This window comes from Leifsonia sp. NPDC058248 (genome assembly GCF_042881905.1).
Classification (GTDB): domain Bacteria; phylum Actinomycetota; class Actinomycetes; order Actinomycetales; family Microbacteriaceae; genus Leifsonia.
In genome coordinates, this window is sequence record NZ_JBHVXB010000004.1 from 155,164 (window position 1) to 176,512 (window position 21,349).

Genomic DNA, 21,349 nt, shown 5'->3' on the forward strand with positions numbered 1-21,349 from the left:
ATCCTAGTCAGCGAGGCTACTTCGCGACGCGCACGGGATTCACGAGCGATCCGACGCCTTCGATCTCGACCTCGACGGTGTCGCCGGCGACGATGGGGCCGACGCCGGCCGGCGTTCCGGTCAGGATGACGTCGCCGGGCAGCAGCGTGAAGACGCTCGAGGCGTAGGCCACGATCGACGGGATGTCGTGCACCATGTCGCTGATCCTGGCGTCCTGCTTCAGCTCGCCGTTCACCCGGGTGCGGATGATCGCGTCGGGCTTCAGCTCCGTCTCGATGACCGGGCCGAGCGGGCAGAACGTGTCGAAGCCTTTGGCGCGGGCCCACTGCCCGTCGATCTTCTGCAGGTCGCGGGCGGTCACGTCGTTGGCCACCGTGTAGCCGAAGATGTACGCGGCGGCGTCCTCCGCCTTGATGTTCTTGGCGATGGTGCCGATCACGACGGCGAGCTCGCCCTCGAAGTCGACCTGCGCCGACTGCGGCGGCAGCACGATCGCGTCGCCCTGCCCGATCACGGAGGTGTTCGGCTTGAGGAACAGCAGCGGCTCCGCCGGGGCCTCCCCACCCATCTCCGCTGCGTGGTCGCGGTAGTTCTTGCCGACGGCGACGACCTTCGAGCGCGGGATGACCGGCGCGAGCAGAGCGCCCACCTTGCCGAGCGGCACCCGCTCGCCGGTGGTGTCGAAGCCGGCGAACATCGGGTCGCCCGCGAGGACGACGAGGGCGTCCTCGTCGACGATTCCGTAGTCGATGGCGCCTGCGTGGCTGAAGCGTGCGATTTTCACGCTGTCGAGCCTAGCGCGGAGACGATCCGCCGATCGCCTCGACGATGCGTTCGATGGCCGGCGTCGCCACCCCGTGTGCCGAGCCGACGCGCACGAGCGATCCGCCGATCGCGTCGAGCTCGCTCGGGTTGTCCGCCGCGAGGTCCTCTTGGAGCGAGGTGCGCATGCCCGCCGGCACCGACCGCAGCGCCGCCGAGAGTTGGGCTCCGGTTGCCGGCACGCCCTCGGCCGTCGAGCACGCGGCGACTTCGGCGAGCACGTCTTCGGTGAGCTCGGGGTCGGTCGACAGCGCCACCCCGACCGGTTCGCGCCAGTACGAGGTGAGCAGGGCCATCGACGCGAGGATCCGGAACTTCGCCCAGAGCACCTCGGCCTCGGTGCCGCCGGTGCGGACGCTCACCCCGGCGGCGGTCAGGGCCGCGACGGAGGCGAAGCCGGCAGCGGCATCCGGGACCTCGACCCGCACGAATGGGCTCCGGTGGTCGATCACCGTGGGCGATGCACGCAGCGCCGACACGGTGATGGACCCACCGACGACCGCGACCCCCGGCAGCGCCGCTCGCAGTGGCGCCAGGTGCTCGATCCCGTTGAGCAGCGACAGCACCTCGACCGGTTCGGCCGCCGCGACCCTCGGGAGCACGTCGGCCAGCCCGTACGTCTTCGTCGCCACGATGACGCTGGCGCCGCGCGGGAGCTCGACACTCGCCGGCACCCGTTCGACGCCGGTGCCGAACTCGCCGCTGCGCACCTCGATGCCGTTCGCCCGGATGGCCGCGACGGTCGAGGAACGGCCCACCGCCACGACGGACTCGCCCGCACGATGCAGCAGCCAGGCGAGCAGGCCGCCCACTGCTCCGGGTCCGACGACGGCGATCACGGGGCGAGCATCAGTCATGGCTCCAGCCTAGGTTCACGCCTCGGTCAGCGACCAGTCCTCGGCGTCGAGAGCGAGCAGTGCCGTGGCCGTCGTCGCGATCGCGGGCACCTGGTCGGCTCCGGATGCCCCCACCAGGTTGATCGTGCGATGGTCGTGGTTCACGGTCGGCCGGATGACCACGCCATCGTTCCTCACGGCGGGTCCGAGCGCGAGCGACGGGATGAGCGCAACCCCGACGCCTTCGGCGACCATGCTCACCACCGCGACGAAGTTGTCGGTCTCGTACGCGATGCGGGGCACGAAGTCACGGGCATCCGTCAGTTCGAGCAGGTGGCCGCGACAGCGCGGGCAGCCGGCGATCCACGACTCGCCCGCGAGGTCGGCCAGGTCGAGGGCGGGCGCATCGGCGAGCGGATGCCCGGCCGGCAGCACGAGCAGCATCTCGTCGCGCCATACGGGGATGACGGCGAGGCCGCGTGCGCTCTCCCGGTGCGGGTCGACGCGGTCGCCGGGATAGCTGAAGGTGATCGCGAGGTCGGCCGTCTGCGCCCGCACGGCCGCCACCGCTTCGGGCGGCTCGGCCTCGGCGTACGTGATGCGCACTCCCGGATGCGCGGCTCCCATCGTTCCGAGCAGCCGCGGCACCAGGGTCGACGAGGCGGACGGGAAGGCCGTCAGCCGCACCCGTCCGGAGCGCAGTCCCTGCAGGTCGGCGAGTTCGCCGGCGGCGGCGTCTAGCGCAGTGGTCACCGTGGTCGCGTGCCGGGCGAGCACCCGGCCGGCCTCGGTGAGGCGCACTCCGCGTCCGACGCGCGTGACCACGGGCATCCCGAGCCGTGCCTCGAGCCGTTTGAGGTGCTGGCTGATCGCGGGCTGGCTGTAGCCGAGGGCGCCGGCCGCCCGGGTGATCGATCCGTGGTCGGCGACCGCGCGCACGACGCGCAGGGCGTTCGAGTCGAGGTCGAGTCTGGTGACGCCGGATGCCGTGTCGAGAGTCATACCGAAACATAACCACAGCTAATGAATGTAATTCAACACTGGCTGTGGTCGAATGAATGAGGATCCGTCACGCTGGAGGCATGGCCCGCACGACATCCGCTCCCACCCTCGACGAGGCGCGCAGCCATTTCACGCACTCCGCCGGGTACCTCGCGGCGTGCACGCAGGGGCTTCCGCTGCAGGAGACGCTTGCCGCCTCCCGTGCCGAGCTCGACGCCTGGGCGGCCGGGGAGGCGACCCCGGCCCACTACGGCGAAGCCGTCGAAGCCGCCCGGGCCGCCTACGCCCGCCTGGTCGGGGTCGCCGTCGGCCAGGTCGCGATCGGCTCGCAGATCTCGGTGCTCACCAGCCTCGCGGCCTGCTCCGCGCCCGACGGTGCGGAGATCGTCTGCGTCGACGGCGACTTCACCTCGATGATCTACCCGTTCCTGGCGCAATCCCATCGCGGGGTCACCGTGATCCACGCGCCCCTCGAACGACTCGCCGACGCGATCGGCCCGCGCACCTGGCTGGTCGCGTTCTCCGTGGTGCAGTCGGCGACCGGGCGCATCGCCGACACCGACGCAGTGGTCGCCGCAGCATCCCGCCACGGCGCCCGCACCCTCGCCGACCTCACCCAGGCGGCCGGCTGGCTTCCCGTCGACGCCTCACGCTTCGACCTCACGGTCTGCCACGCCTACAAGTGGCTGTGCGCCCCGCGCGGGTCCGCCTTCCTGACCGTCGGCGACCGGATGCTCGACCAGCTGCGTCCCGTGCAGGCGGGCTGGTTCGCCGGAGACGACCCGTGGGCGTCGTGCTACGGTCCCGGCATCCAGCTCGCCCCGGATGCCCGCCGCTTCGACGTCTCCCCCGCCTGGCCGGTCTGGCCCGGCACGGCGGCCGCCCTCGAGTTCTTCGCCGCGCTCGACCTGCACGAGGTGCGCACGTACGTGAGCGGCCTGGGCGACGAGCTGAGCGAGCGCCTCGCCATCCCGGCCCTCGCTCAGCCGATCGTCACCTGGCCGGATGCCGACGGCCGCGACCTCGCGGCGCTGACCGCTGCGGGCATCCGGGCCTCGGGTCGTGCGGGCCGCGCACGCGTCGCCTTCCACCTCTGGAACACCCCCGCCGACATCGACCTCGTCGAGAAGGCCCTGCGCTGACGCGTTGAGGGGGGCCCAACGCATCCAGAATCGGCCGATTCTGCTGCGTTGGCCACCCCTCAACGGAAGTGGCGGCGCGGGCGAGCGGCTATGCGTCGAGCCGCGTCATCCAGTTGTGGCGGTCGGCGACGCGGCCGTACTGGATGTCGGTGAGCTCCTGGCGCAGCGACATGGTGAGCTCCCCGGGAGGAGCCGTGATGTCGCCGACCGTGAACGTGTCCGACTTGAGTTCACCGATCGGGGTGATCACCGCAGCGGTACCGCAGGCGAACACCTCCACGATGTCGCCGGACTCGACGCCGATGCGCCACTCGTCGATGGTCACCTTGCGCTGTTCGACCTTATGGCCGCGGTCGCGCGCGAGTTGCAGCACCGACTCGAGAGTGATGCCTTCGAGGATGCTGTCGGACTCGGGGGTCACGAGCGTTCCGTCTTTGTAGACCAGCACCACATTCATGCCACCGAGCTCTTCGAGGTACTTGCCCTCGACGGAGTCGAGGAACAGCACCTGCGCGCAGCCGTGCTCCGCGGCCTCGGCCTGCGGGAGGAGGCTCGACGCGTAGTTGCCGCCGGTCTTGGCCGCGCCGGTTCCGCCCTTGCCGGCCCGCGAGTACCGCTCGGTCAGCCAGATCGACACGGGCGCGACGCCGCCGGAGAAGTAGGCGCCGGCCGGGCTCGCGATCAGGTAGTACGCCACCTTGTTGGCCGGACGCACCCCGAGGAACGCCTCCTTCGCGAACATGAACGGGCGCAGGTAGAGGCTGGTCTCGGGAGCCGAGGGGACCCAGTCGCCGTCGAGCGCGATGAGCTGCTTGAGCGTCTCGAGGAAGTACTCGACCGGGAGCTCTGGCAGGGCGAGCCGGTAGGCCGAGCGCTGCATCCGGGCCGCGTTCGCCTCCGGGCGGAATGTCCAGATCGAGCCGTCTTCGTGCCGGTACGCCTTGAGTCCTTCGAAGATCTCCTGGGCGTAGTGCAGCACGGCGGCCGACGGCTCCAGCTGGATCGGGCCGTACGGCGAGACCCGCGGCCGGTGCCAGCCGCCCTTGGCCGACCAGCAGAGGTCGACCATGTGGTCGGTGAAGTGATTCCCGAAACCGGGGTTGGCGAGGATCTCGTCACGCTCGGCAACGCTCCGTGCCGCCTCGTTGCGGGTCACGGCGAACTGGAGGCCGGACGTGGTCGGGCCGTCGGTGAGGGTGATGCTGGTCGAAGCGTTCATAAGAGTCCTTTGCGCTGCACTCGATTCGAGCGGGGTTGAACTAATTCTGCGCCACCAGGGCGGCGATTGCGTCGCCGATCTGCGCAGTGGTGCGGGATGCGGTGGTGCTGGACGCGGCGCCGGCGTTCTGCGCGCGGTTGGCGAGGTCGGCTGTCACCGCTGCCTCCACACGCTCTGCGAGCTCCGGCCGGCCGAGGTGTCGGAGCAGGAGCGCCACGGAGAGGATCGCCGCGGTGGGGTCGGCCTTCTGCCGGCCCGCGATGTCGGGCGCGGATCCGTGGACCGGCTCGAACATGCTGGGGAAGACGCCGGCGGGGTTGATGTTGCCCGAGGCCGCCAGTCCGATGCCGCCGCTGATCGCGGCCGCGAGATCGGTGAGGATGTCGCCGAAGAGGTTGTCCGTGACGATCACATCGAATCTAGCAGGGTCGGTGACGAGGAAGATGGTGGCCGCGTCGACGTGCAGGTAGTCGACGACGACATCCGGATGCTCGGCCGCGACCGCGTCGACAATGCGCTTCCACAGCCCCCCGGCGAAGGTCAGCACGTTGGTCTTGTGCACCAGGGTGAGCTTGTGGCGCCGAGACTCGGCCTGCTCGAAGGCGTAGCGTACGACGCGCTCGACGCCGTAGGCGGTGTTCACCGACACCTCGTTGGCGACCTCGTGCGGCGTGCCCTGCCGGATCGCGCCGCCGTTGCCCACATACGGGCCCTCGGTGCCTTCGCGCACCACGACGAAGTCGACGTCGCCGGGGTTCGCGAGCGGGCTGGCGATGCCCGGGAAGAGCCTGGTCGGGCGCAGGTTGACGTAGTGGTCGAGCGAGAAGCGGAGCTTCAGCAGGAGCCCCCGCTCGATGTTGGCGTTCGCGAGACGCGGGTCGCCCGGCACTCCCCCGACGGCGCCGAGCAGGATCGCGTCGTGCTCTGCGATCGCGGCGAGGTCGGCATCCGTGAGCACGTCGCCGGTCTCGAGGAAGCGCGCGGCGCCCAGCGAGAACGGCGTCTTCTCGAACACGAGGTCGCTGCCGGCCGTGACCGCGTCGAGCACCCTGACCGCCTCGGCGACCACCTCCGGCCCGATTCCGTCCCCCGGGATGACGGCGAGTCTGATCGTCTGCGGCATGCTTCTCCTGAGCTCTCGTGAGGGTCTTCCTGCAACATTACCGGCGGCCGCCCGGCTCAGTCGCGCACGTTGCGGAGCGACACCACGGCGAGCACGGCGGCGACGACCATCAGGGCCGAACCGATGCCGGCGGTGAGGGCGACCCCGGAGTCGAACGCGAGACGCGCGGACTCCAGCAGGCTCTCTCCGAGGCCGGCCGGGAGGTGGCCGGCCACTGTGGTGGCGCCACCGAGGGTTTCGCGCGCGGCGCCCGCCTGCGCCTCGCTCAGCCCCGCCGGGAGCTCGACGGCCGCGCGGTACGAGGCGGTGAGGATCGTGCCGAGGATCGCAGTCCCCAGCACGGCTCCGAGCTCGTAGGCGGTCTCGGAGACGGCAGAGGCCGCCCCCGATTTGTTCGCGGGCGCGCTGGAGATGATCAGGTCGTTCGAGACGGTCTCCGCGGCTCCGATGCCCGCGCCGAGCAGCACGAACGAGAGGAGGAGCGCGGACGCGGACGCGTCCCCGCCCACGATGGCGATGAGACCGTACCCGGTCGCCGAGATCAGCAGCCCGATCGGGATCACGATGCTCGGCCGGACGCGCCGGGCGATCGGCACGATGACGAGACCGGCGACGATCATGGTCGCCAGCCCGGGCAGCAGCACGAGCCCGGACTCGATCGGGCTGAGACCGATGACCAGCTGCAGGTGCTGCGACACGAAGAACAGGAATCCGACGAGCGAGATGACACTGAGCAGATTGATGAGCACCGCTCCGCTGAAGGACGCGCGACGGAACAGCCGCATGTCGAGCATCGGGATGGGCCGCCTCAGCTGACGGCGCACGAAGAGCACGCCGGCGATGACGCCCACCGCGATCGCGACGACACCGACCACGGAGAAGCCGCCGCCCGCGAGCGTCTTGATCCCGTAGACGACCGGCGCCATCGCCGTGAGCGACAACAGGATGCTCACCGGATCGATCGGTCCCGGGTTCGGGTCGCGCGACTCGCGGATGAGCAGCGGCGTCAGGATCAGGAGCGGGATGAGCACCGGGACGGCCAGCAGGAAGACCGAGCCCCACCAGAAGTGCTCGATGAGCAGCCCTCCCACGATCGGACCGAGTGCGGAGCCGGCGGCGAAACCGGAGGCCCAGATCGCGATCGCGAGCCGTCGCTGGTCGCGGTCGGCGAACACGCTGCGCAGCAGTGAGAGCGTCGACGGCATCAGCATCGCTCCGAAGAAGCCGAGGCTGGCTCGCGCGGCGATCAGCAGTTCGGTGCTCGGCGCGAAGGCGGCGGCGATCGACACGGCAGCGAAGCCGGTCGCCCCGATCATCAGCAGCCGGCGGCGGCCGATGCGGTCGCCGAGACTCCCCATCGAGACGAGCAGGCCCGCGAGCACGAGCGGGTACGCGTCGATGATCCAGAGCATCCCGGTGCCGCTCGGCTCGAGCGCCTGCGCGATCGACGGCAGCGCGAAGCTCAGCACCGTGTTGTCGATCGAGACCAGGAGCACCGGGAGCATGAGCACGACGAGCGCCAGCCACTCCCGGGCGCCGGCGCGCGCGGGGGCGACGACGGGCGACGGGTGCGTGGTGGGCAGGGCGGACATGATTCCTACTTTACCGTCTGGACGGTACAGTAACAACTCCGAGACGGCTAACATGTGGTCATGCCCCCGACCCCGTCAGCCCGCGACCGCATCCTCGACGCCTTCGAACAGCTGCTCACCGAGCAGAGCGAGCGCGCCGCCACGCTCGACGCCGTGGCCGCCCGCGCCGGCGTCTCCAAGGGCGGCCTGCTCTACCACTTCGCATCGAAGGACGCCCTGGTCGAAGGTGTGCTCGAACGGCTGCGGGTGCTCGTGGCCGACGACCTGGAGCGGATGCGCACGGCGCCGGCCGGCCCTGTCGACTACTTCGTGCGCAGCTCCGTGTCGTCGCAGAGCTCCCTCGACCGCACGGTGATCGCTACGGCGCGGCTCGCCCAGGGCGCAGATGCGCGAGCACGCGACACCCTCAGCCGGATGCAGCAGGGCTGGCTGGGCATCCTGGAATCGGCCGTCGCCGACCCGATCGCGGCGAAGGCGATCATGCTCATCGGCGACGGGATCTACTACAACTCGGCCCTGTTGCCCGACACCACGGCAGTGGTCACGAGCGACGCGGACATGGACCGGCTGATCGCGCTCGTGCAAGAGCTCGCCGGCGGGACCGGCCGCTGACGGCGGGTGACCCTGGCTACCGCCCGAGGCCGTCGAGCCGCGCGCTGAGGAACCGGCGCACCCGCTCGTTCGGCTCGAGCTCGATCGCCCGCCGGTACGCGGTGGCCGACGTGCGCGCATCCCCCGCCAGCCGCGCGAGGTCGCCGCGTACGGCGAACGCCTGCGGCGCGAGCGTCCCGGTGAAGAGCTCCCGATCGGCGCCGAGTTCGGCAAGAGCTGCCTCCGGCCCCACGTCGGGGCTGTAGCCGCGGGCGACGATCCGGCCCAGGCGCGCGGACGGCGACGGCCAGATCTCGACCAGGCGGTCGTAGAGCCGGGCGATCCCCGGCCAGTCGGTGGCGGCCCAGCTCGGTGCGAGGGCATGCAGTCCCGCGATCCCGGCCTGCAGTGCGAAACGTCCCCGTCCGCCGAGCGCCGTCGTCGCCAGGCGCTCCCCCTCGGTGATCATCGTGGCGTTCCAGCCGCCGCGGTCGGCCTCGGCGAGCGTCACGAAATCACCGTCGGGCGACAGTCTGGTCGCCTGCCGCGCCTCGGTGAGCAGCAGGAGCGCGAGGAGGCCGTCCGCCTCGCGATCGTCGGGCCGGATGCGGTGGGCGTCGCGGGCGAGCACCAGGGCGTCAGCACGCACGCGGTCGTCGGGCGCCGCGTGGCCGACGGTGTAAAGGAGGTAGATGGTGGTGAGGGCATCCGGGAACCGCGCCTCGACGTCGGCGTCGTCGTCGATGGCGAACCGGATGCTCGAATCGTGGATCCGCCGCTTGGCCCGGGTGAGCCGCGCGGCCATCGTCGCCTCCTGAACCAGCAACGCCGCCGCGACCTCACGGGTCGGAACCCCGCAGACGAATCGCAGGGCGAGCGCCACCCTGGCCTCCTCGCTCACCTCGGGGTGGCAGAGGAGCAGGATCAGCTCCAGTCGTTCGTCGCCGGTGAAGGCGAACTCTGTCTCGGGCATGGGGGTATCCGCGGTTCGGCGCAGCTCGGCCGCGAGGGCGGGGAGCGAGCGCGTGGTCGTGCGTTCCTTGCGGATCGTGTCGACCGCGATCCGTCTGGCCACCGTGGTGATCCAGGCGGACGGGTTGTCGGGCGCGTGGCCGCGGGCCGCCAGCTCGACGGCACGGGCGAACGCCTCCTGCACGGCATCCTCGGCCGTCAGCAGATCGCCGGTGTACCGTGCGACGGCGCCGAGGATGCGCGGAGCGTCAGCACGGAAGGCTTGCTCGATCCCGGAGGCCACAGCTCATTCAATCAGGCCGGGCCTCCGGGACGACAGGTCAGCTGACCCGATCGAGCACGAGCACCGGATACAGCTCGACCCAGCCGTGGGTCGGCACCAGTGCGGCCAGCTCTCTGGCCTGCTCCGGGCTCGACGCGGTGAAGCTGTAGAAGCCGGTCACCACTTCGCGAGTCTCACCGAAGGGTCCGTCGGTGAAGACCGGAGTGCTCCCCTCGCGCGGAGTGATCTTGGTCGCCTCCGAGACCGACTGCAGCGCGCTGCCTCCGAGGATCTTCTCCCCGGCCGTGGCCACTGCCTCCTGGAACGCCCCGTGACCGGCCATGCCGGCCTGGATGGCCTCGGCGGACATCTCCCCCGGGTTCCAGTCGGGCTCACGGATGAGGACCACATACTCTTCGGACATGATGTCTCCCTACGTCTCGCGCTGATCGCGCTTCTGATGTGAACACCAGTACGACGTAAGCCTCCCGCAGAAATCGACAGGCCGCCCGAAAAAGTTTCAGGACTCGGTGATGTCGATCTCCTGCATCAGGTCGGCGTCGATCGCGACGCGCACCTTCTCGAGCAGTCCGTCGGGCACACGGGAGTCGACGGTGAGCACGCTGAGCGCCTTGCCGCCGGCCGAGGTGCGGGCGATCTGCATGCCCGCGATGTTGATCTCGGCGTCGCCGAACTCGTGGCCGTAGACGGCGACGATGCCGGGACGGTCGTCGTAGACCATGACGATGAGGTGCTCGGCGATCGGCACCTCCACGTCGTAGCCGTTGATCTCCACGACCTTCTCGATCTGCTTCGTCCCGGTGAGCGTGCCGGAGACCGACACCTGCGAGCCGTCGCTCAGGGCGCCCCGCAGAGTGATCAGGTTGCGGTACTCCTCGCTGACCGAGTCGGTGATGAGCCGGACCTCGATGCCGCGCTGCTCAGCGAGCAGCGGCGCGTTGACGTACGAGACGTTCTCGCTGACGACGTTGGTGAAGATCCCCTTGAGGGCGGCGAGCTTGAGCACGCTCACGTCGAACTCGACGAGCTCGCCGCGCACCTCGACGTCGACGCTCGTGAGCGGGCTGTGCGCCAGGCCCGAGAAGACCTGGCCGAGCTTCTCCACCAGCGGGATGCCGGGGCGCACGTAGGGGTCGATGACGCCGCCGGCGACGTTGACCGCATCCGGGACCAGCTCGCCCGCCAGTGCGAGGCGCACCGACTTGGCGACCGAGACGCCCGCCTTCTCCTGCGCCTCGTCGGTCGAGGCGCCGAGGTGCGGCGTGACGATGACGTTCTCGAGCGCGAGCAGCGGCGAGTCGGTGGGCGGCTCACTGACGAACACGTCGAGGCCGGCCCCCGCGATCGACTTGGTCGAGAGCGCGCGGTAGAGCGCGTCTTCGTCGATCAGACCGCCGCGGGCGACGTTCACGACGTACGCCGTCGGCTTCATCAGCGCGAGCTGGTCGTCGCTGATCATGCCCGTGGTCTCGGGCGTCTTCGGCATGTGGATCGTGATGAAGTCGGCCTCGGCGAGCAGTTCGTCGAGGGTCACCAGCTGCACGCCCAGCTGCTGCGCGCGGGCCGAGGTGACGTAGGGGTCGTAGGCGATGACCTTGGTGCCGAACGCCTGCAGTCGGGCCGTGATCAGCGCGCCGATGCGGCCGAGCCCGATGATCCCGACCGTCTTCTCGTAGAGCTCGACGCCGGTGTACTTCGAGCGCTTCCACTGGCCCTGCGCGAGAGCGCTGTGCGCGGCCGGGATGTGGCGGGCGAGGCTCAGGATGTGGCCGACCGTCAGTTCTGCCGCCGAGATGATGTTGGAGGTCGGAGCGTTCACGACCATCACGCCGGCGGTGGTGGCCGACTTGATGTCGACGTTGTCCAACCCGACTCCGGCGCGCGCGATGACGCGCAGTCGGGGTGCCGCCGCGAGCACCTCCGCATCGACCTTGGTCGCCGACCGCACCAGGATCGCCTCCGCATCCGCGACCGCGGACAGCAGCGCGGGGCGATCCGTTCCGTCGACCGAGCGGATCTCGAAGTCCGGCCCGAGGGCGTCGACGGTGGCAGGCGAGAGTTCTTCGGCGATCAGCACGACCGGCTTTGTCACGTGGCGGTTCCTTTGAGAGGGGAGCAGGCTTGGGAGGCGAGCGCCACGATCATTGGGGCGCGATCAGCACACACTCTACCGGCTGGCGCAGGTCGTCTTTCGCCGCGTTACGCCCCGCGCCCCGCACCCCGCACCCGCGTCCGCGCAATCGAGTCCTGAGTTGCTGGGTCGAAACGGGCGCGTTTCGACCCAGCGACTCAGGACTCGATTGCAGGCGGCGTGCGCGGCCGGCTCAGCCTGCGGCGGCGACCGCGGCGCGCACGATCGAGGGGTCCGTCAGGTCGTACGACGGGTCGCCTCCGCCGGGGCCGCTGGGCGCCCCGAGCGCGATGGTGCGCGCAGACAGATGCACCGCGTCCACCCCGGTCGCGGCGATGGCGAGGATGTCGGACACCGTCACTCCCCCTCCGGCCATCACCTGGAGGCGGCCGGACGCCTCGGCGGTGAGTGCGGCGAGCATCCCGACTCCGTCGACGCTGCGGGCCTCCCCTCCGGAGGTGAGGATGCGTCGGACCCCGAGCGCGACGAGCGTCTCGAGGGCGCCGATCGGGTCGGGAACGATGTCGATGGCGCGGTGGAAGGTGACCTCGAGGTCGCCCGCGGCCTCGACGAATCGCACCACGGCCTCTTCGTCGACCGCGCCGATGTCGTCCAGCGCACCGACGACGACTCCGGATGCTCCCGCCGAGCGGGCATGCCGGATGTCGGCCACGGTGAGGTCGATCTCGTCGGGCGTGTAGACGAACCCTCCCGGGCGCGGTCGCACGAGCACGTGCACGAAGCCCTCGTGTCCCGCCGCCTCGGCCTCGGCCACCGCAACGTCGATGAGGCCGGCCGACGGTGTCAGCCCGCCGACGCCGAGCGCGGTGCAGAGTTCGACGCGGTCGGCCTCCGCCTCGAGCGCGATGCGCACCCCGGCGCGGTCCTGCACCGCGATCTCCACCGCGAGTCGTCGCGTCATCGGGTTCTCCTCTGGGTCGCCGGAGCGGGCGTCCCGCCGAGGCGGGTCGGTGCCGAAACCGGAAAGGTGCCGCACCGCTCCGCACAGGCGGAGGGTGTCGGCACCTCTCAGGCTATCGACTGTTCAGGCGGCTGCGCTCAGCGCGCGACCTCGCCGTCGACGTAGTCGTCGTCGTTCGAAGCGTTCCATGCGAAGAGCTTGCGGAGCTCGCGGCCGGTGGCCTCGATCGGGTGCTCCTCGCCCTTCTTGCGGAGCGCGAGGAACTCGGGCGCGCCCGCGTCCTGGTCGGCGATGAAGCGCTTGGCGAACGTGCCGTCCTGGATGTCTGCGAGAACGGCCTTCATGTTCTCCTTGACGTGCGGGTCGATCACGCGGGGACCCGACACGTAGTCGCCGTACTCGGCCGTGTCGGAGACGCTCCAGCGCTGCTTGGCGATGCCGCCCTCCCACATGAGGTCGACGATGAGCTTGAGCTCGTGCAGCACCTCGAAGTAGGCGACCTGGGGCTGGTAGCCGGCTTCGGTCAGGGTCTCGAACCCGTACTGGACGAGCTGCGAGACGCCGCCGCAGAGAACGGCCTGCTCACCGAACAGGTCGGTCTCGGTCTCCTCGGTGAAGGTGGTCTTGATGCCGCCGGCACGGAGGCCGCCGATGCCCTTGGCATAGCTGAGGACGAGCGGCCAGGCGTTGCCGGTCGCGTCCTTCTCGACGGCGACGATGACCGGGACGCCACGGCCGGCCTCGTACTCGCGGCGCACGGTGTGACCCGGGCCCTTGGGGGCGACCATGATGACGTCGACGCCCTCGGGCGCCTCGATGTAACCGAAGCGGATGTTGAAGCCGTGGCCGAAGACGAGCGCGTTGCCCTCGCTCAGGTTGGGCGCGACGTCGTCGGCGTACAGGTGACGCTGAACCTGGTCGGGGGCGAGGATGACGATGACATCGGCCCACGCGGCGGCGTCGGCGGCGCTGAGCACGGTGAAGCCGGCCTCCTCCGCCTTGGGCTTCGACTTGGAGCCCTCCTTCAGGCCGACGACGACCTCGACGCCCGAGTCTCGGAGGTTCTGCGCGTGCGCGTGACCCTGCGAGCCGTAACCGATGACGGCGACCTTCTTGCCCTGGATGATCGACAGATCTGCGTCGTTGTCGTAGTAGATCTCAGCCACGAGTGGTTTCTCCTTAGTGATGTGGTTCTGAACTAGTTCTTGAAAACGCGTTCGGTGATGGACTTCGAGCCGCGGCCGATCGCGAGGAGGCCGGACTGCGCCATCTCCTTGATGCCGTAGGGTTCGAGCACCTTCAGGAGCGCCTGGGTCTTGCCGCTGTCGCCCGTGACCTCGATCACGAGGGCGTCCGTGGCCACGTCGACGACGCGGGCGCGGAACAGGTTCACCGCTTCGAGCACCTGAGAGCGCGTGGTGTTGTCGACACGCACCTTGATGAGCAGGTGCTCGCGCTGCACCGACTGGGCCGGATCGAGCTCGACGATCTTGATCACGTTGATGAGCTTGTTGAGCTGCTTGGTGACCTGTTCGAGCGGGAGGTCCTCCACATCCACCACGACGGTGATGCGGGAGAGCCCTTCCAGCTCGCTGGTGCCCACCGCCAGCGACTCGATGTTGAAGCCGCGGCGTGCGAACAGGCCGGCGACGCGGGTCAGCAGACCGGGTTTGTCCTCGACGAGGAGTGACAGGACGTGCGTGCTCATCGGTTACTCCTCCTCGAATGCCGGGCTGTGGTCGCGTGCGTACTGGACGTAGCTGTTGCTGACTCCCTGGGGAACCATCGGCCAGACCATCGCGTCGGCACTCACCACGAAGTCGATGACGACGGGACGATCGTTGGTCTCGAGGGCCAGCTTGATCGCCGCATCCACGTCTTCTTCTTTCGTGACCCGGATGCCGAGCGCGCCGTACGCCTCGGCCAGCTTCACGAAGTCGGGGACGCGCATGGTGTCGTGACCGGTGTTCAGGTCGGTGTTGGAGTACCGGCCGTCGTAGAACAGGGTCTGCCACTGCCGCACCATTCCGAGCGACGAGTTGTTGATGATCGCCACCTTGATCGGGATGTTGTTGATCGTGCAGGTGGCGAGCTCCTGGTTGGTCATCTGGAAGCAGCCATCGCCGTCGATCGACCACACCGTGCGTTCGGGCTGGGCGACCTTGGCGCCCATCGCGGCCGGAACGGAGTATCCCATCGTGCCGGCTCCACCGGAGTTGAGCCAGGAGTTGGGGCGCTCGTACTTGATGAACTGCGCGGCCCACATCTGGTGCTGGCCGACGCCGGCGGCGTAGATGCCCTCCGGTCCGGTCAGCTCGCCGATGCGCTTGATGACGTACTGCGGTGAGAGCAGCCCGTCGCTCGTCGGCGAGTACCCGAGCGGGAACTCCTCGCGGAGGCCGTTCAGGTAGGTCCACCACTCGATGATGTCGGGCGTGGTCCGCTTGATCGCGTCCTGGTACGCGGCGGTGAGATCGACGATGACGTCTTTGGCATCGCCGACGATGGGGACGTCGGCGACGCGGATCTTCGAGATCTCCGCGGGGTCGACGTCGACGTGCACGATCTTGGCGTTGGGGGCGAACAGCGAGGTGTTGCCCGTCACGCGGTCGTCGAAGCGGGCGCCGAGGGAGACGATGAGGTCGGCCTCCTGCAGTGCGAGCACCGCGGGCACCGTGCCGTGCATCCCGGGCATCCCGAGGTGCTGCTTGTGCGAGTCGGGGAACGCGCCGCGCGCCATCAGAGTGGTGGTGACGGGGACGCCCGTCGTCTCCACGAGCTCGAGCAGCGCCTGCGAGGCGCGCGACCGGATGACACCGCCGCCGACGTAGAAGATCGGCTTCTTGGCCTCGGCGAGCATCTGCGCCGCCGCGAGGATCTGCTTGCCGTGCGCCTTCGTGACCGGCCGGTAGCCCGGCAGGTCGATCTTGGGCGGCCAGACGAACGGGACCGTGTTCTGCTGTGCGTCCTTGGTGATATCGACGAGCACCGGGCCCGGACGACCGGTTCCGGCGATGTGGTACGCCGCCGCGATCGTGGCCGGGATGTCCTCCGCCTTCTTCACCAGGAAGGAGTGCTTGGTGATCGGCATCGTGATCCCGACGATGTCCGCCTCCTGGAAGGCGTCGGTCCCCATCAGGGTCGAGAACACCTGACCGGTGATTAGCAGTATCGGGACCGAGTCCATGTGCGCGTCCATGATCGCGGTCACGAGGTTGGTCGCGCCGGGGCCGGAGGTGGCCATGGCGACGCCGACCCGGCCGCTCGCCGCGGCGAAGCCCTCGGCCGCATGGCCGGCGCCCTGCTCATGGCGGACGAGCACGTGACGGATCTTGGTGGAGTCCATGATCGCGTCGTAGATGGGGAGGATCGCTCCGCCGGGCAGCCCGAAGACGTTGTCGACGCCGAGCAGCTCGAGGGTGCGGACGACGGACTGGGAGCCCGTCAGGAGTTCGGGCGAGGCCTTGCCGGGCGTCGCGGTGGGCAACACGGTACTGGGGGTACTGGTTTCCGAGGACATGTTTAAGCGAGTCCCTAACGTACGTAACGGTTGATGTTGAGGCGCAAGCTACCCCGTGATCGCGCCCTCTGCAGCGGAGTGCACGAGCTTGGAGTATTTTGCGAGAACGCCACGGGTATAGCGCGGGGGAAGAGGCGCCCAGCCTTCCCGGCGGGCGGTCAACTCTGACTCATCGACAAGTAGGTCGAGGGAGCGAGCCGCGATATCGACCCGTATCAGATCACCATCGCGCACGAAGGCGATTGGACCTGCGTCCACCGCTTCGGGTGCTATGTGGCCGATGCACAGGCCGGTTGTGCCGCCTGAGAATCGTCCGTCGGTCAATAGTAGTACATCCTTGCCGAGCCCTGCGCCCTTGATGGCAGCGGTGATGGCGAGCATCTCGCGCATCCCCGGGCCGCCCTTGGGGCCTTCGTAACGGATGATCACGACATCGCCGGCGCTGATCGTGCCCGCGGTGAGGGCGTCCATGGCGGCACGCTCGCGCTCGAAGACGCGGGCCGGTCCCTCGAACACGTCTGCGTCGAAGCCGGCGGTCTTCACGACCGCGCCCTCGGGGGCGAACGAGCCCTTGAGGATGGTGATCCCGCCTGTGGCGTGGATGGGGTTGTCGAGGGTGCGCATGACCTCGCCGTCCGGAGCGGGCGGGTTGATCTCGGCGAGGTTCTCGGCAACGGTCTTGCCGGTGACGGTGAGGCAGTCGCCGTGCAGGAGGCCGGCATCGAGCAGTGCCTTCATGACGACGGGGACGCCGCCGTGACGGTCGACGTCGTTCATGACGTACTTGCCGAACGGCTTGAGGTCGCCGATGTGCGGGACCTTGTCGCCGATGCGGTTGAAGTCGTCGATCGTGAGGTCGACCTCTGCCTCACGGGCGATCGCGAGCAGGTGCAGCACGACGTTGGTGGAGCCGCCGAAGGCCATCGCCACCGCGATCGCGTTCTCGAACGCCTCCTTGGTCAGGATGTCGCGGGCGGTGATGCCGAGCTTGAGCAGGTTGACGACGGCCTCGCCGCTGCGGTGCGCGAAGTAGTCGCGCCGGCGGTCGGCCGAGGGCGGCGCCGCGGAGCCGGGGAGGCTCATGCCGAGCGCCTCGGCGACGGAGGCCATGGTGTTTGCGGTGTACATGCCGCCGCAGGCCCCTTCGCCCGGGGCGATGGCGCACTCGATGCGCTTGAGGTCCTCTTCGCTCATCTTGCCCGCCTTGCAGGCGCCGACGGCCTCGAAGGAGTCGATGATCGTGACGTCCTTCTCGGTGCCGTCGGAGAGCTTGACCCAGCCCGGCGCGATGGAGCCCGCGTAGAGGAAGACGGCGGACAGGTCGAGACGCGCAGCGGCCATGAGCATGCCGGGGAGCGACTTGTCGCAGCCGGCGAGCAGGACGGTGCCGTCGAGGCGCTCGGCCATCATGACGGTCTCGACCGAGTCGGCGATGACCTCGCGCGACACGAGCGAGAAGTGCATCCCCTCATGACCCATCGAGATGCCGTCGGAGACCGAGATGGTGCCGAACTGCAGCGGGTAGCCGCCGCCCGAGTGCACGCCCTCTTTCGCGCCCTGGGCGAGGCGGTCGAGCGACAGGTTGCAGGGGGTGATCTCGTTCCACGAGCTCGCGATGCCGATCTGCGGCTTCTCCCAGTCGGCGTCGCCCATTCCGACCGCGCGGAGCATGCCCCTGCTGGTCGTGGCTTCGATGCCGTCGGTGACGACGCGTGAGCGCGGTTTCCAATCGATGTCAGGCATGCAACAACTCTAGGACGTCACGCATGCCGCTCGGACCATGTGAGCGCACTCGGTGGATCGGCCGCTCTACGACCGGGATCCGCGCGCCTCGACGAGCAGCGTGAGCATCGTGGCGATCGCCTCTTCGTCGGCCAGGCGGAACTGCGCCAGGGTGTCGCCCTCCCCCACCTTGATGCCGACGTCGCCGGCTTCCGGCCGCAGGACGCGGAAGCCGTCTTCGTCGGTCACGTCGTCGCCGGCGAACAGCACGGCGGTGGCCGCCGTGTACTCGCGGAGACGCTCGATGCCGTCGCCCTTGTCGGCCCCGCGCACCGAGAACTCGATGATGTCCTTGCCGTCGCGGATGGTGAGCGCGTCGCTGACGGTGGCGGCGGCCTCGTAGGCGCGGGCCACGACATCCGGGCCCTCGTCCTGGTCGAGCTCGCGGTAATGCACGCCGAAGCCGACCGGCTTCACCTCGAGGCGGGTGCCCGGGATGCTCTCGACCAACGCCCCGAGGACGTCGCCGAGTCGCGCGAGGGTCGCGCGCTCCTCGTCGCTCAGGTCGAGGGAGACGCCGTCGCGGCCGAACCGCACCTCGACGCCGTGCGAGCCGATGAGGAGAGCGTCGTCATCGGCTTCGGTGACGACCTCCAGGCTGGACAGCGGCCGACCGGAGACGAACGCCACCCAGGTGTTCGGCATCCGCTCGAGCTTCTCCAGCGCGGCCGTCGCGGCGGGCAGGGCGCGGGCGGCCTTGGGCTTGTCGACGAACGGCGCCAGCGTGCCGTCGAAGTCGAGCGCGAGCAGCACGCGTTCGGACGCGGCGAGCTTCTTGAGGGCCGCGGCGAGAGCGACGGCGGATTCGGTGGGCGTGGGCGGTGCGGTCTCGGTCATGCTTCTTTCGCGTGTTCGATGGGCGTGCGTGCGGTCGGTCAGCGCCGGTTGACCGGCGGATTCTGCAACGGGTGGTCCCCGTGCGCGCTACGGGTGAGCGCGTCGAGGAACGAGGCCGACCATTTGGCGACGTCGTTGGTGAGCACCCGCTTGCGGAGGGCGCGCATCCGGCGGACGCGCTCGCGCTTGGGCATCGTGACCGCCTGCAGGATGGTCTCTTTGAGGCCTTCGATGTCGTGCGGGTTGATGAGCAGCGCCTGGCGCAGCTCGTCGCTCGCCCCGGCGAACTCGCTCAGCACGAGCACGCCGTCGTCGTCGACGCGCGTCGCGACGTACTCCTTGGCGACCAGGTTCATGCCGTCGCGGAGAGCGGTGACGAGCATCACGTCGGCGGCGAGGTAGAACGCCACCATCTCCTCGCGCGGATACCCGTGGTGCAGGTACGCGACGGCGGTGTGGCCGAGCGTGGAGTAGTCGCCGTTGATGCGGCCGACCGTGAGCTCGATCTCGTCGCGCAGCTGCCGGTAGGTCTCGACGCGTTCGCGGCTGGGGCTGGCGACCTGCACGAGGGTCACGTCTTCGACCGAGAGCTTGTCTTCGGCGAGGAGTTCACCGTAGGCCTTGAGCCGGTGGCCGATGCCCTTGGTGTAATCGAGCCGGTCGACGCCGAGCATGATCGTGGACGGGTTGCCGAGCTCTTCGCGGATCTGGCGGGCGCGCTCCTGGATCTCGGGCCGCCTGGCCATCGACTGGTACTGCTCCGCGTCGATGGAGATCGGGAACTGCCGGGCGAGCACGGTGCGCACGAGCCCGCCGTGGCGGTTGGTCGTGACGTGACGGTGCGATCCGGCCTCGGGGTCGTCCGAGTCGATCGGCACCTCGATGATCGGCCCGCGGGTCTCGAACCCTTTCAGGCGGCGCACCGCACGGGAGAAGTTGCCCGCGTCGGCGACGCGCTGGAAGCCGATGACGTCGGCGCCGAGCAGGCCGTCGATGATCTGGCGTCGCCACGGGAGCTGCGAGTAGATGCCGTACGGGGGGAACGGGATGTGGTTGAAGAAGCCGATGACGAGGTCGGGCCGCACCGCCCGCAGCATGGCGGGCACGAGCTGCAGCTGGTAGTCGTGCACCCAGACCACGGCACCGCGTGCCGACACCGCGGCAGCCGCATCCGCGAACCGCTGGTTCACCTTGACGTAGGAGTCCCACCATTCGCGGTGGAAGCTCGGCGGCGCGATGACGTCGTGGTAGAGCGGCCAGAGCGTGTCGTTCGAGAAGCCTTCGTAGTACTCTTGCAGCTCCTGCTCGCTGAGGCGCACCGGGTGGATGCTGATGCCGTCGGAGTCGAACGGCTCGATGTCTTCGTCGGCGACGCCCGCCCAGCCGATCCAGACCCCGTCTTCGCGCCGCATCACCGGCTCCAGAGCGGCTACCAGCCCACCGGGCGACGGGCGCCAGCTGGCGTTCCCCTCGTCGTCCGTGACGCGGTCGACGGGCAGGCGGTTCGAGACGATCACCAGATCGTACGCGCCGCTCTCCCGGTCCGTTCGGCTGTCACTGCTGCTGTCGGTCTGAGCTGAGATGGTGGGTCCAATCCGTCGGTCGCCGGTCGTTGCGCACTGTACGACAGGGTACCAGCGTCGTGTGAACCGGGAGTCTGCCCGACGTTTCCTGGGCGGCCATCGGGTGTTCAGAGTGCGTGGCTAGAGTGACGAATGTGATGCGCATCGGCATGAGCACGTCGTGCGTGTATCCGTTTTCGACGGAGCACGCATTCCGCTACGCCCGCCTCGCCGGCTTCGACGGCGTCGAGGTCATGGTCACCCGCGACGAGGTGACGCAATCCGCCCAGTCGCTGCTCCGGCTGTCGGCGCGGTACGGGATGCCCATCCTGTCCGTCCACGCTCCGGTGCTGCTCCTCACCCATTTCGTCTGGGGGCGCGATCCGCGCGTCAAGCTGGAGCGGTCGGCCGCGCTGGCGTCCGCGGTGGGGGCGGACACCGTGGTCGTGCATCCGCCGTTCCGCTGGCAGTCCGGCTACGCCGACGACTTCCTGCGCATCGTTCGCAGCACGGCACTCGACAGCGGCGTCGAGATCGCAGTCGAGAACATGTTCCCGTGGAAGGTCGGCAGCCGCTCCCTCGCCGCGTACTCCCCCGGCTGGAATCCGTCGGCGATGGACTGCGACGCCGTCACGCTCGACTTCTCGCATGCCGCGCTCAGCGGACTCGACTCGCTCGAGTTCGCATCCGGGCTGGGCGACCGATTGCGTCACGTGCACCTCTGCGACGGCTCGGGCGCGCTCGACGACTCACGGGTGTTCGACGAGCACCTGCTGCCGGGCCACGGCGGTCAGCCGGTGGCCGAGGTGCTCCGGATGCTCGCAGCGAGACGCTGGTCGGGCAGCGTCGTCGCGGAGGTCAACACGCGCAAGGCGCGCACCGAGGAGGAACGGCTCGGGATGCTCCGCGAGACGCTCGAGTTCGCTCGCGAGCACGGCGCGGTCCCGCACGTTCCGCGGTTCTCCCGCTCGCGCCGCGCCCTCGCCTCGATGCTGCCGGTGCGCCGCGCCTGA

19 protein-coding genes are annotated in these 21,349 nt (G+C 69.5%); 3 read left to right on the top strand and 16 right to left on the bottom strand.

What is annotated here, in order from left to right; all coding sequences use genetic code 11:
- Positions 1–16 precede the first annotated feature (16 nt).
- From ACFVV5_RS08320 to ACFVV5_RS08330, 3 genes are read right to left on the bottom strand one after another with little or no spacing between them, the layout of a single operon-like run.
- On the bottom strand, positions 17–784 hold the full coding sequence (locus ACFVV5_RS08320) for a fumarylacetoacetate hydrolase family protein (protein WP_387241775.1): 768 nt from the start codon (positions 782–784) through the stop codon (positions 17–19).
- Between the two features lie 10 nt (positions 785–794).
- Positions 795–1,679, bottom strand: coding sequence for a ketopantoate reductase family protein (locus ACFVV5_RS08325; protein WP_387241778.1), 885 nt, complete (start codon positions 1,677–1,679; stop codon positions 795–797).
- Between the two features lie 15 nt (positions 1,680–1,694).
- Entirely contained in the window at positions 1,695–2,660 is a 966-nt protein-coding gene (locus ACFVV5_RS08330; RefSeq protein WP_387241781.1) for a LysR family transcriptional regulator, read from the bottom strand.
- A gap of 80 nt (positions 2,661–2,740) precedes the next feature.
- On the opposite strand from ACFVV5_RS08330, the gene ACFVV5_RS08335 reads away from it, so the two are divergent.
- On the top strand, positions 2,741–3,802 hold the full coding sequence (locus ACFVV5_RS08335; RefSeq protein WP_387241784.1) for an aminotransferase class V-fold PLP-dependent enzyme: 1,062 nt from the start codon (positions 2,741–2,743) through the stop codon (positions 3,800–3,802).
- 88 nt (positions 3,803–3,890) lie between these two features.
- On the opposite strand, the gene ACFVV5_RS08340 is transcribed toward ACFVV5_RS08335, so the two are convergent.
- From ACFVV5_RS08340 to ACFVV5_RS08350, 3 genes are read right to left on the bottom strand one after another with little or no spacing between them, the layout of a single operon-like run.
- Complete coding sequence (locus ACFVV5_RS08340; protein ID WP_387241787.1) at positions 3,891–5,021, bottom strand: branched-chain amino acid aminotransferase; 1,131 nt, start codon at positions 5,019–5,021, stop codon at positions 3,891–3,893.
- Positions 5,022–5,061: 40 nt separating this feature from the next.
- On the bottom strand, positions 5,062–6,144 hold the full coding sequence (locus ACFVV5_RS08345) for a 3-isopropylmalate dehydrogenase (RefSeq protein ID WP_387241790.1): 1,083 nt from the start codon (positions 6,142–6,144) through the stop codon (positions 5,062–5,064).
- 56 nt (positions 6,145–6,200) lie between these two features.
- Positions 6,201–7,736 carry an MFS transporter gene (locus ACFVV5_RS08350; RefSeq protein WP_387241793.1) on the bottom strand — a complete coding sequence of 512 codons (1,536 nt, stop codon included), beginning with the start codon at positions 7,734–7,736 and terminating at the stop codon, positions 6,201–6,203.
- Positions 7,737–7,796: 60 nt separating this feature from the next.
- Here ACFVV5_RS08350 and ACFVV5_RS08355 point away from each other — a divergent pair, with 60 nt between their 5' ends.
- On the top strand, positions 7,797–8,348 hold the full coding sequence (locus tag ACFVV5_RS08355; protein ID WP_387241795.1) for a TetR/AcrR family transcriptional regulator: 552 nt from the start codon (positions 7,797–7,799) through the stop codon (positions 8,346–8,348).
- A 16-nt stretch (positions 8,349–8,364) separates the two neighbouring features.
- Here ACFVV5_RS08355 and ACFVV5_RS08360 read toward each other — a convergent pair whose 3' ends face one another.
- From ACFVV5_RS08360 to otsA, 10 genes are all read right to left on the bottom strand, one after another.
- The gene (locus tag ACFVV5_RS08360; protein ID WP_387241798.1) at positions 8,365–9,582 is read right to left on the bottom strand and encodes an RNA polymerase sigma factor; all 1,218 of its coding nucleotides are present in this window, start codon (positions 9,580–9,582) and stop codon (positions 8,365–8,367) included.
- Between the two features lie 37 nt (positions 9,583–9,619).
- Positions 9,620–9,985 carry a YciI family protein gene (locus ACFVV5_RS08365; protein WP_387241801.1) on the bottom strand — a complete coding sequence of 122 codons (366 nt, stop codon included), beginning with the start codon at positions 9,983–9,985 and terminating at the stop codon, positions 9,620–9,622.
- A gap of 96 nt (positions 9,986–10,081) precedes the next feature.
- Positions 10,082–11,674: a phosphoglycerate dehydrogenase gene (gene serA, locus ACFVV5_RS08370; RefSeq protein WP_387241804.1), complete on the bottom strand. Its 1,593-nt coding sequence runs from the start codon at positions 11,672–11,674 to the stop codon at positions 10,082–10,084.
- Positions 11,675–11,906: 232 nt separating this feature from the next.
- The gene (locus ACFVV5_RS08375; protein ID WP_387241806.1) at positions 11,907–12,635 is read right to left on the bottom strand and encodes a copper homeostasis protein CutC; all 729 of its coding nucleotides are present in this window, start codon (positions 12,633–12,635) and stop codon (positions 11,907–11,909) included.
- A gap of 137 nt (positions 12,636–12,772) precedes the next feature.
- A complete protein-coding gene (ilvC, locus tag ACFVV5_RS08380; RefSeq protein ID WP_387241809.1) occupies positions 12,773–13,801 on the bottom strand; it encodes a ketol-acid reductoisomerase in 1,029 nt (342 codons plus the stop codon).
- Between the two features lie 32 nt (positions 13,802–13,833).
- Positions 13,834–14,343 carry an acetolactate synthase small subunit gene (gene ilvN, locus ACFVV5_RS08385; RefSeq protein ID WP_387241812.1) on the bottom strand — a complete coding sequence of 170 codons (510 nt, stop codon included), beginning with the start codon at positions 14,341–14,343 and terminating at the stop codon, positions 13,834–13,836.
- A gap of 3 nt (positions 14,344–14,346) precedes the next feature.
- A complete protein-coding gene (locus tag ACFVV5_RS08390) occupies positions 14,347–16,155 on the bottom strand; it encodes an acetolactate synthase large subunit (protein WP_387241815.1) in 1,809 nt (602 codons plus the stop codon).
- A gap of 48 nt (positions 16,156–16,203) precedes the next feature.
- On the bottom strand, positions 16,204–17,898 hold the full coding sequence (gene ilvD / locus ACFVV5_RS08395) for a dihydroxy-acid dehydratase (protein ID WP_387241818.1): 1,695 nt from the start codon (positions 17,896–17,898) through the stop codon (positions 16,204–16,206).
- 66 nt (positions 17,899–17,964) lie between these two features.
- The gene (gene otsB / locus ACFVV5_RS08400) at positions 17,965–18,774 is read right to left on the bottom strand and encodes a trehalose-phosphatase (RefSeq protein ID WP_387241821.1); all 810 of its coding nucleotides are present in this window, start codon (positions 18,772–18,774) and stop codon (positions 17,965–17,967) included.
- A gap of 38 nt (positions 18,775–18,812) precedes the next feature.
- Entirely contained in the window at positions 18,813–20,291 is a 1,479-nt protein-coding gene (otsA, locus tag ACFVV5_RS08405) for an alpha,alpha-trehalose-phosphate synthase (UDP-forming) (protein WP_387241824.1), read from the bottom strand.
- Between the two features lie 200 nt (positions 20,292–20,491).
- Between otsA and ACFVV5_RS08410 the strand changes: the two genes are divergently transcribed.
- The gene (locus tag ACFVV5_RS08410; protein ID WP_387241827.1) at positions 20,492–21,349 is read left to right on the top strand and encodes a sugar phosphate isomerase/epimerase family protein; all 858 of its coding nucleotides are present in this window, start codon (positions 20,492–20,494) and stop codon (positions 21,347–21,349) included.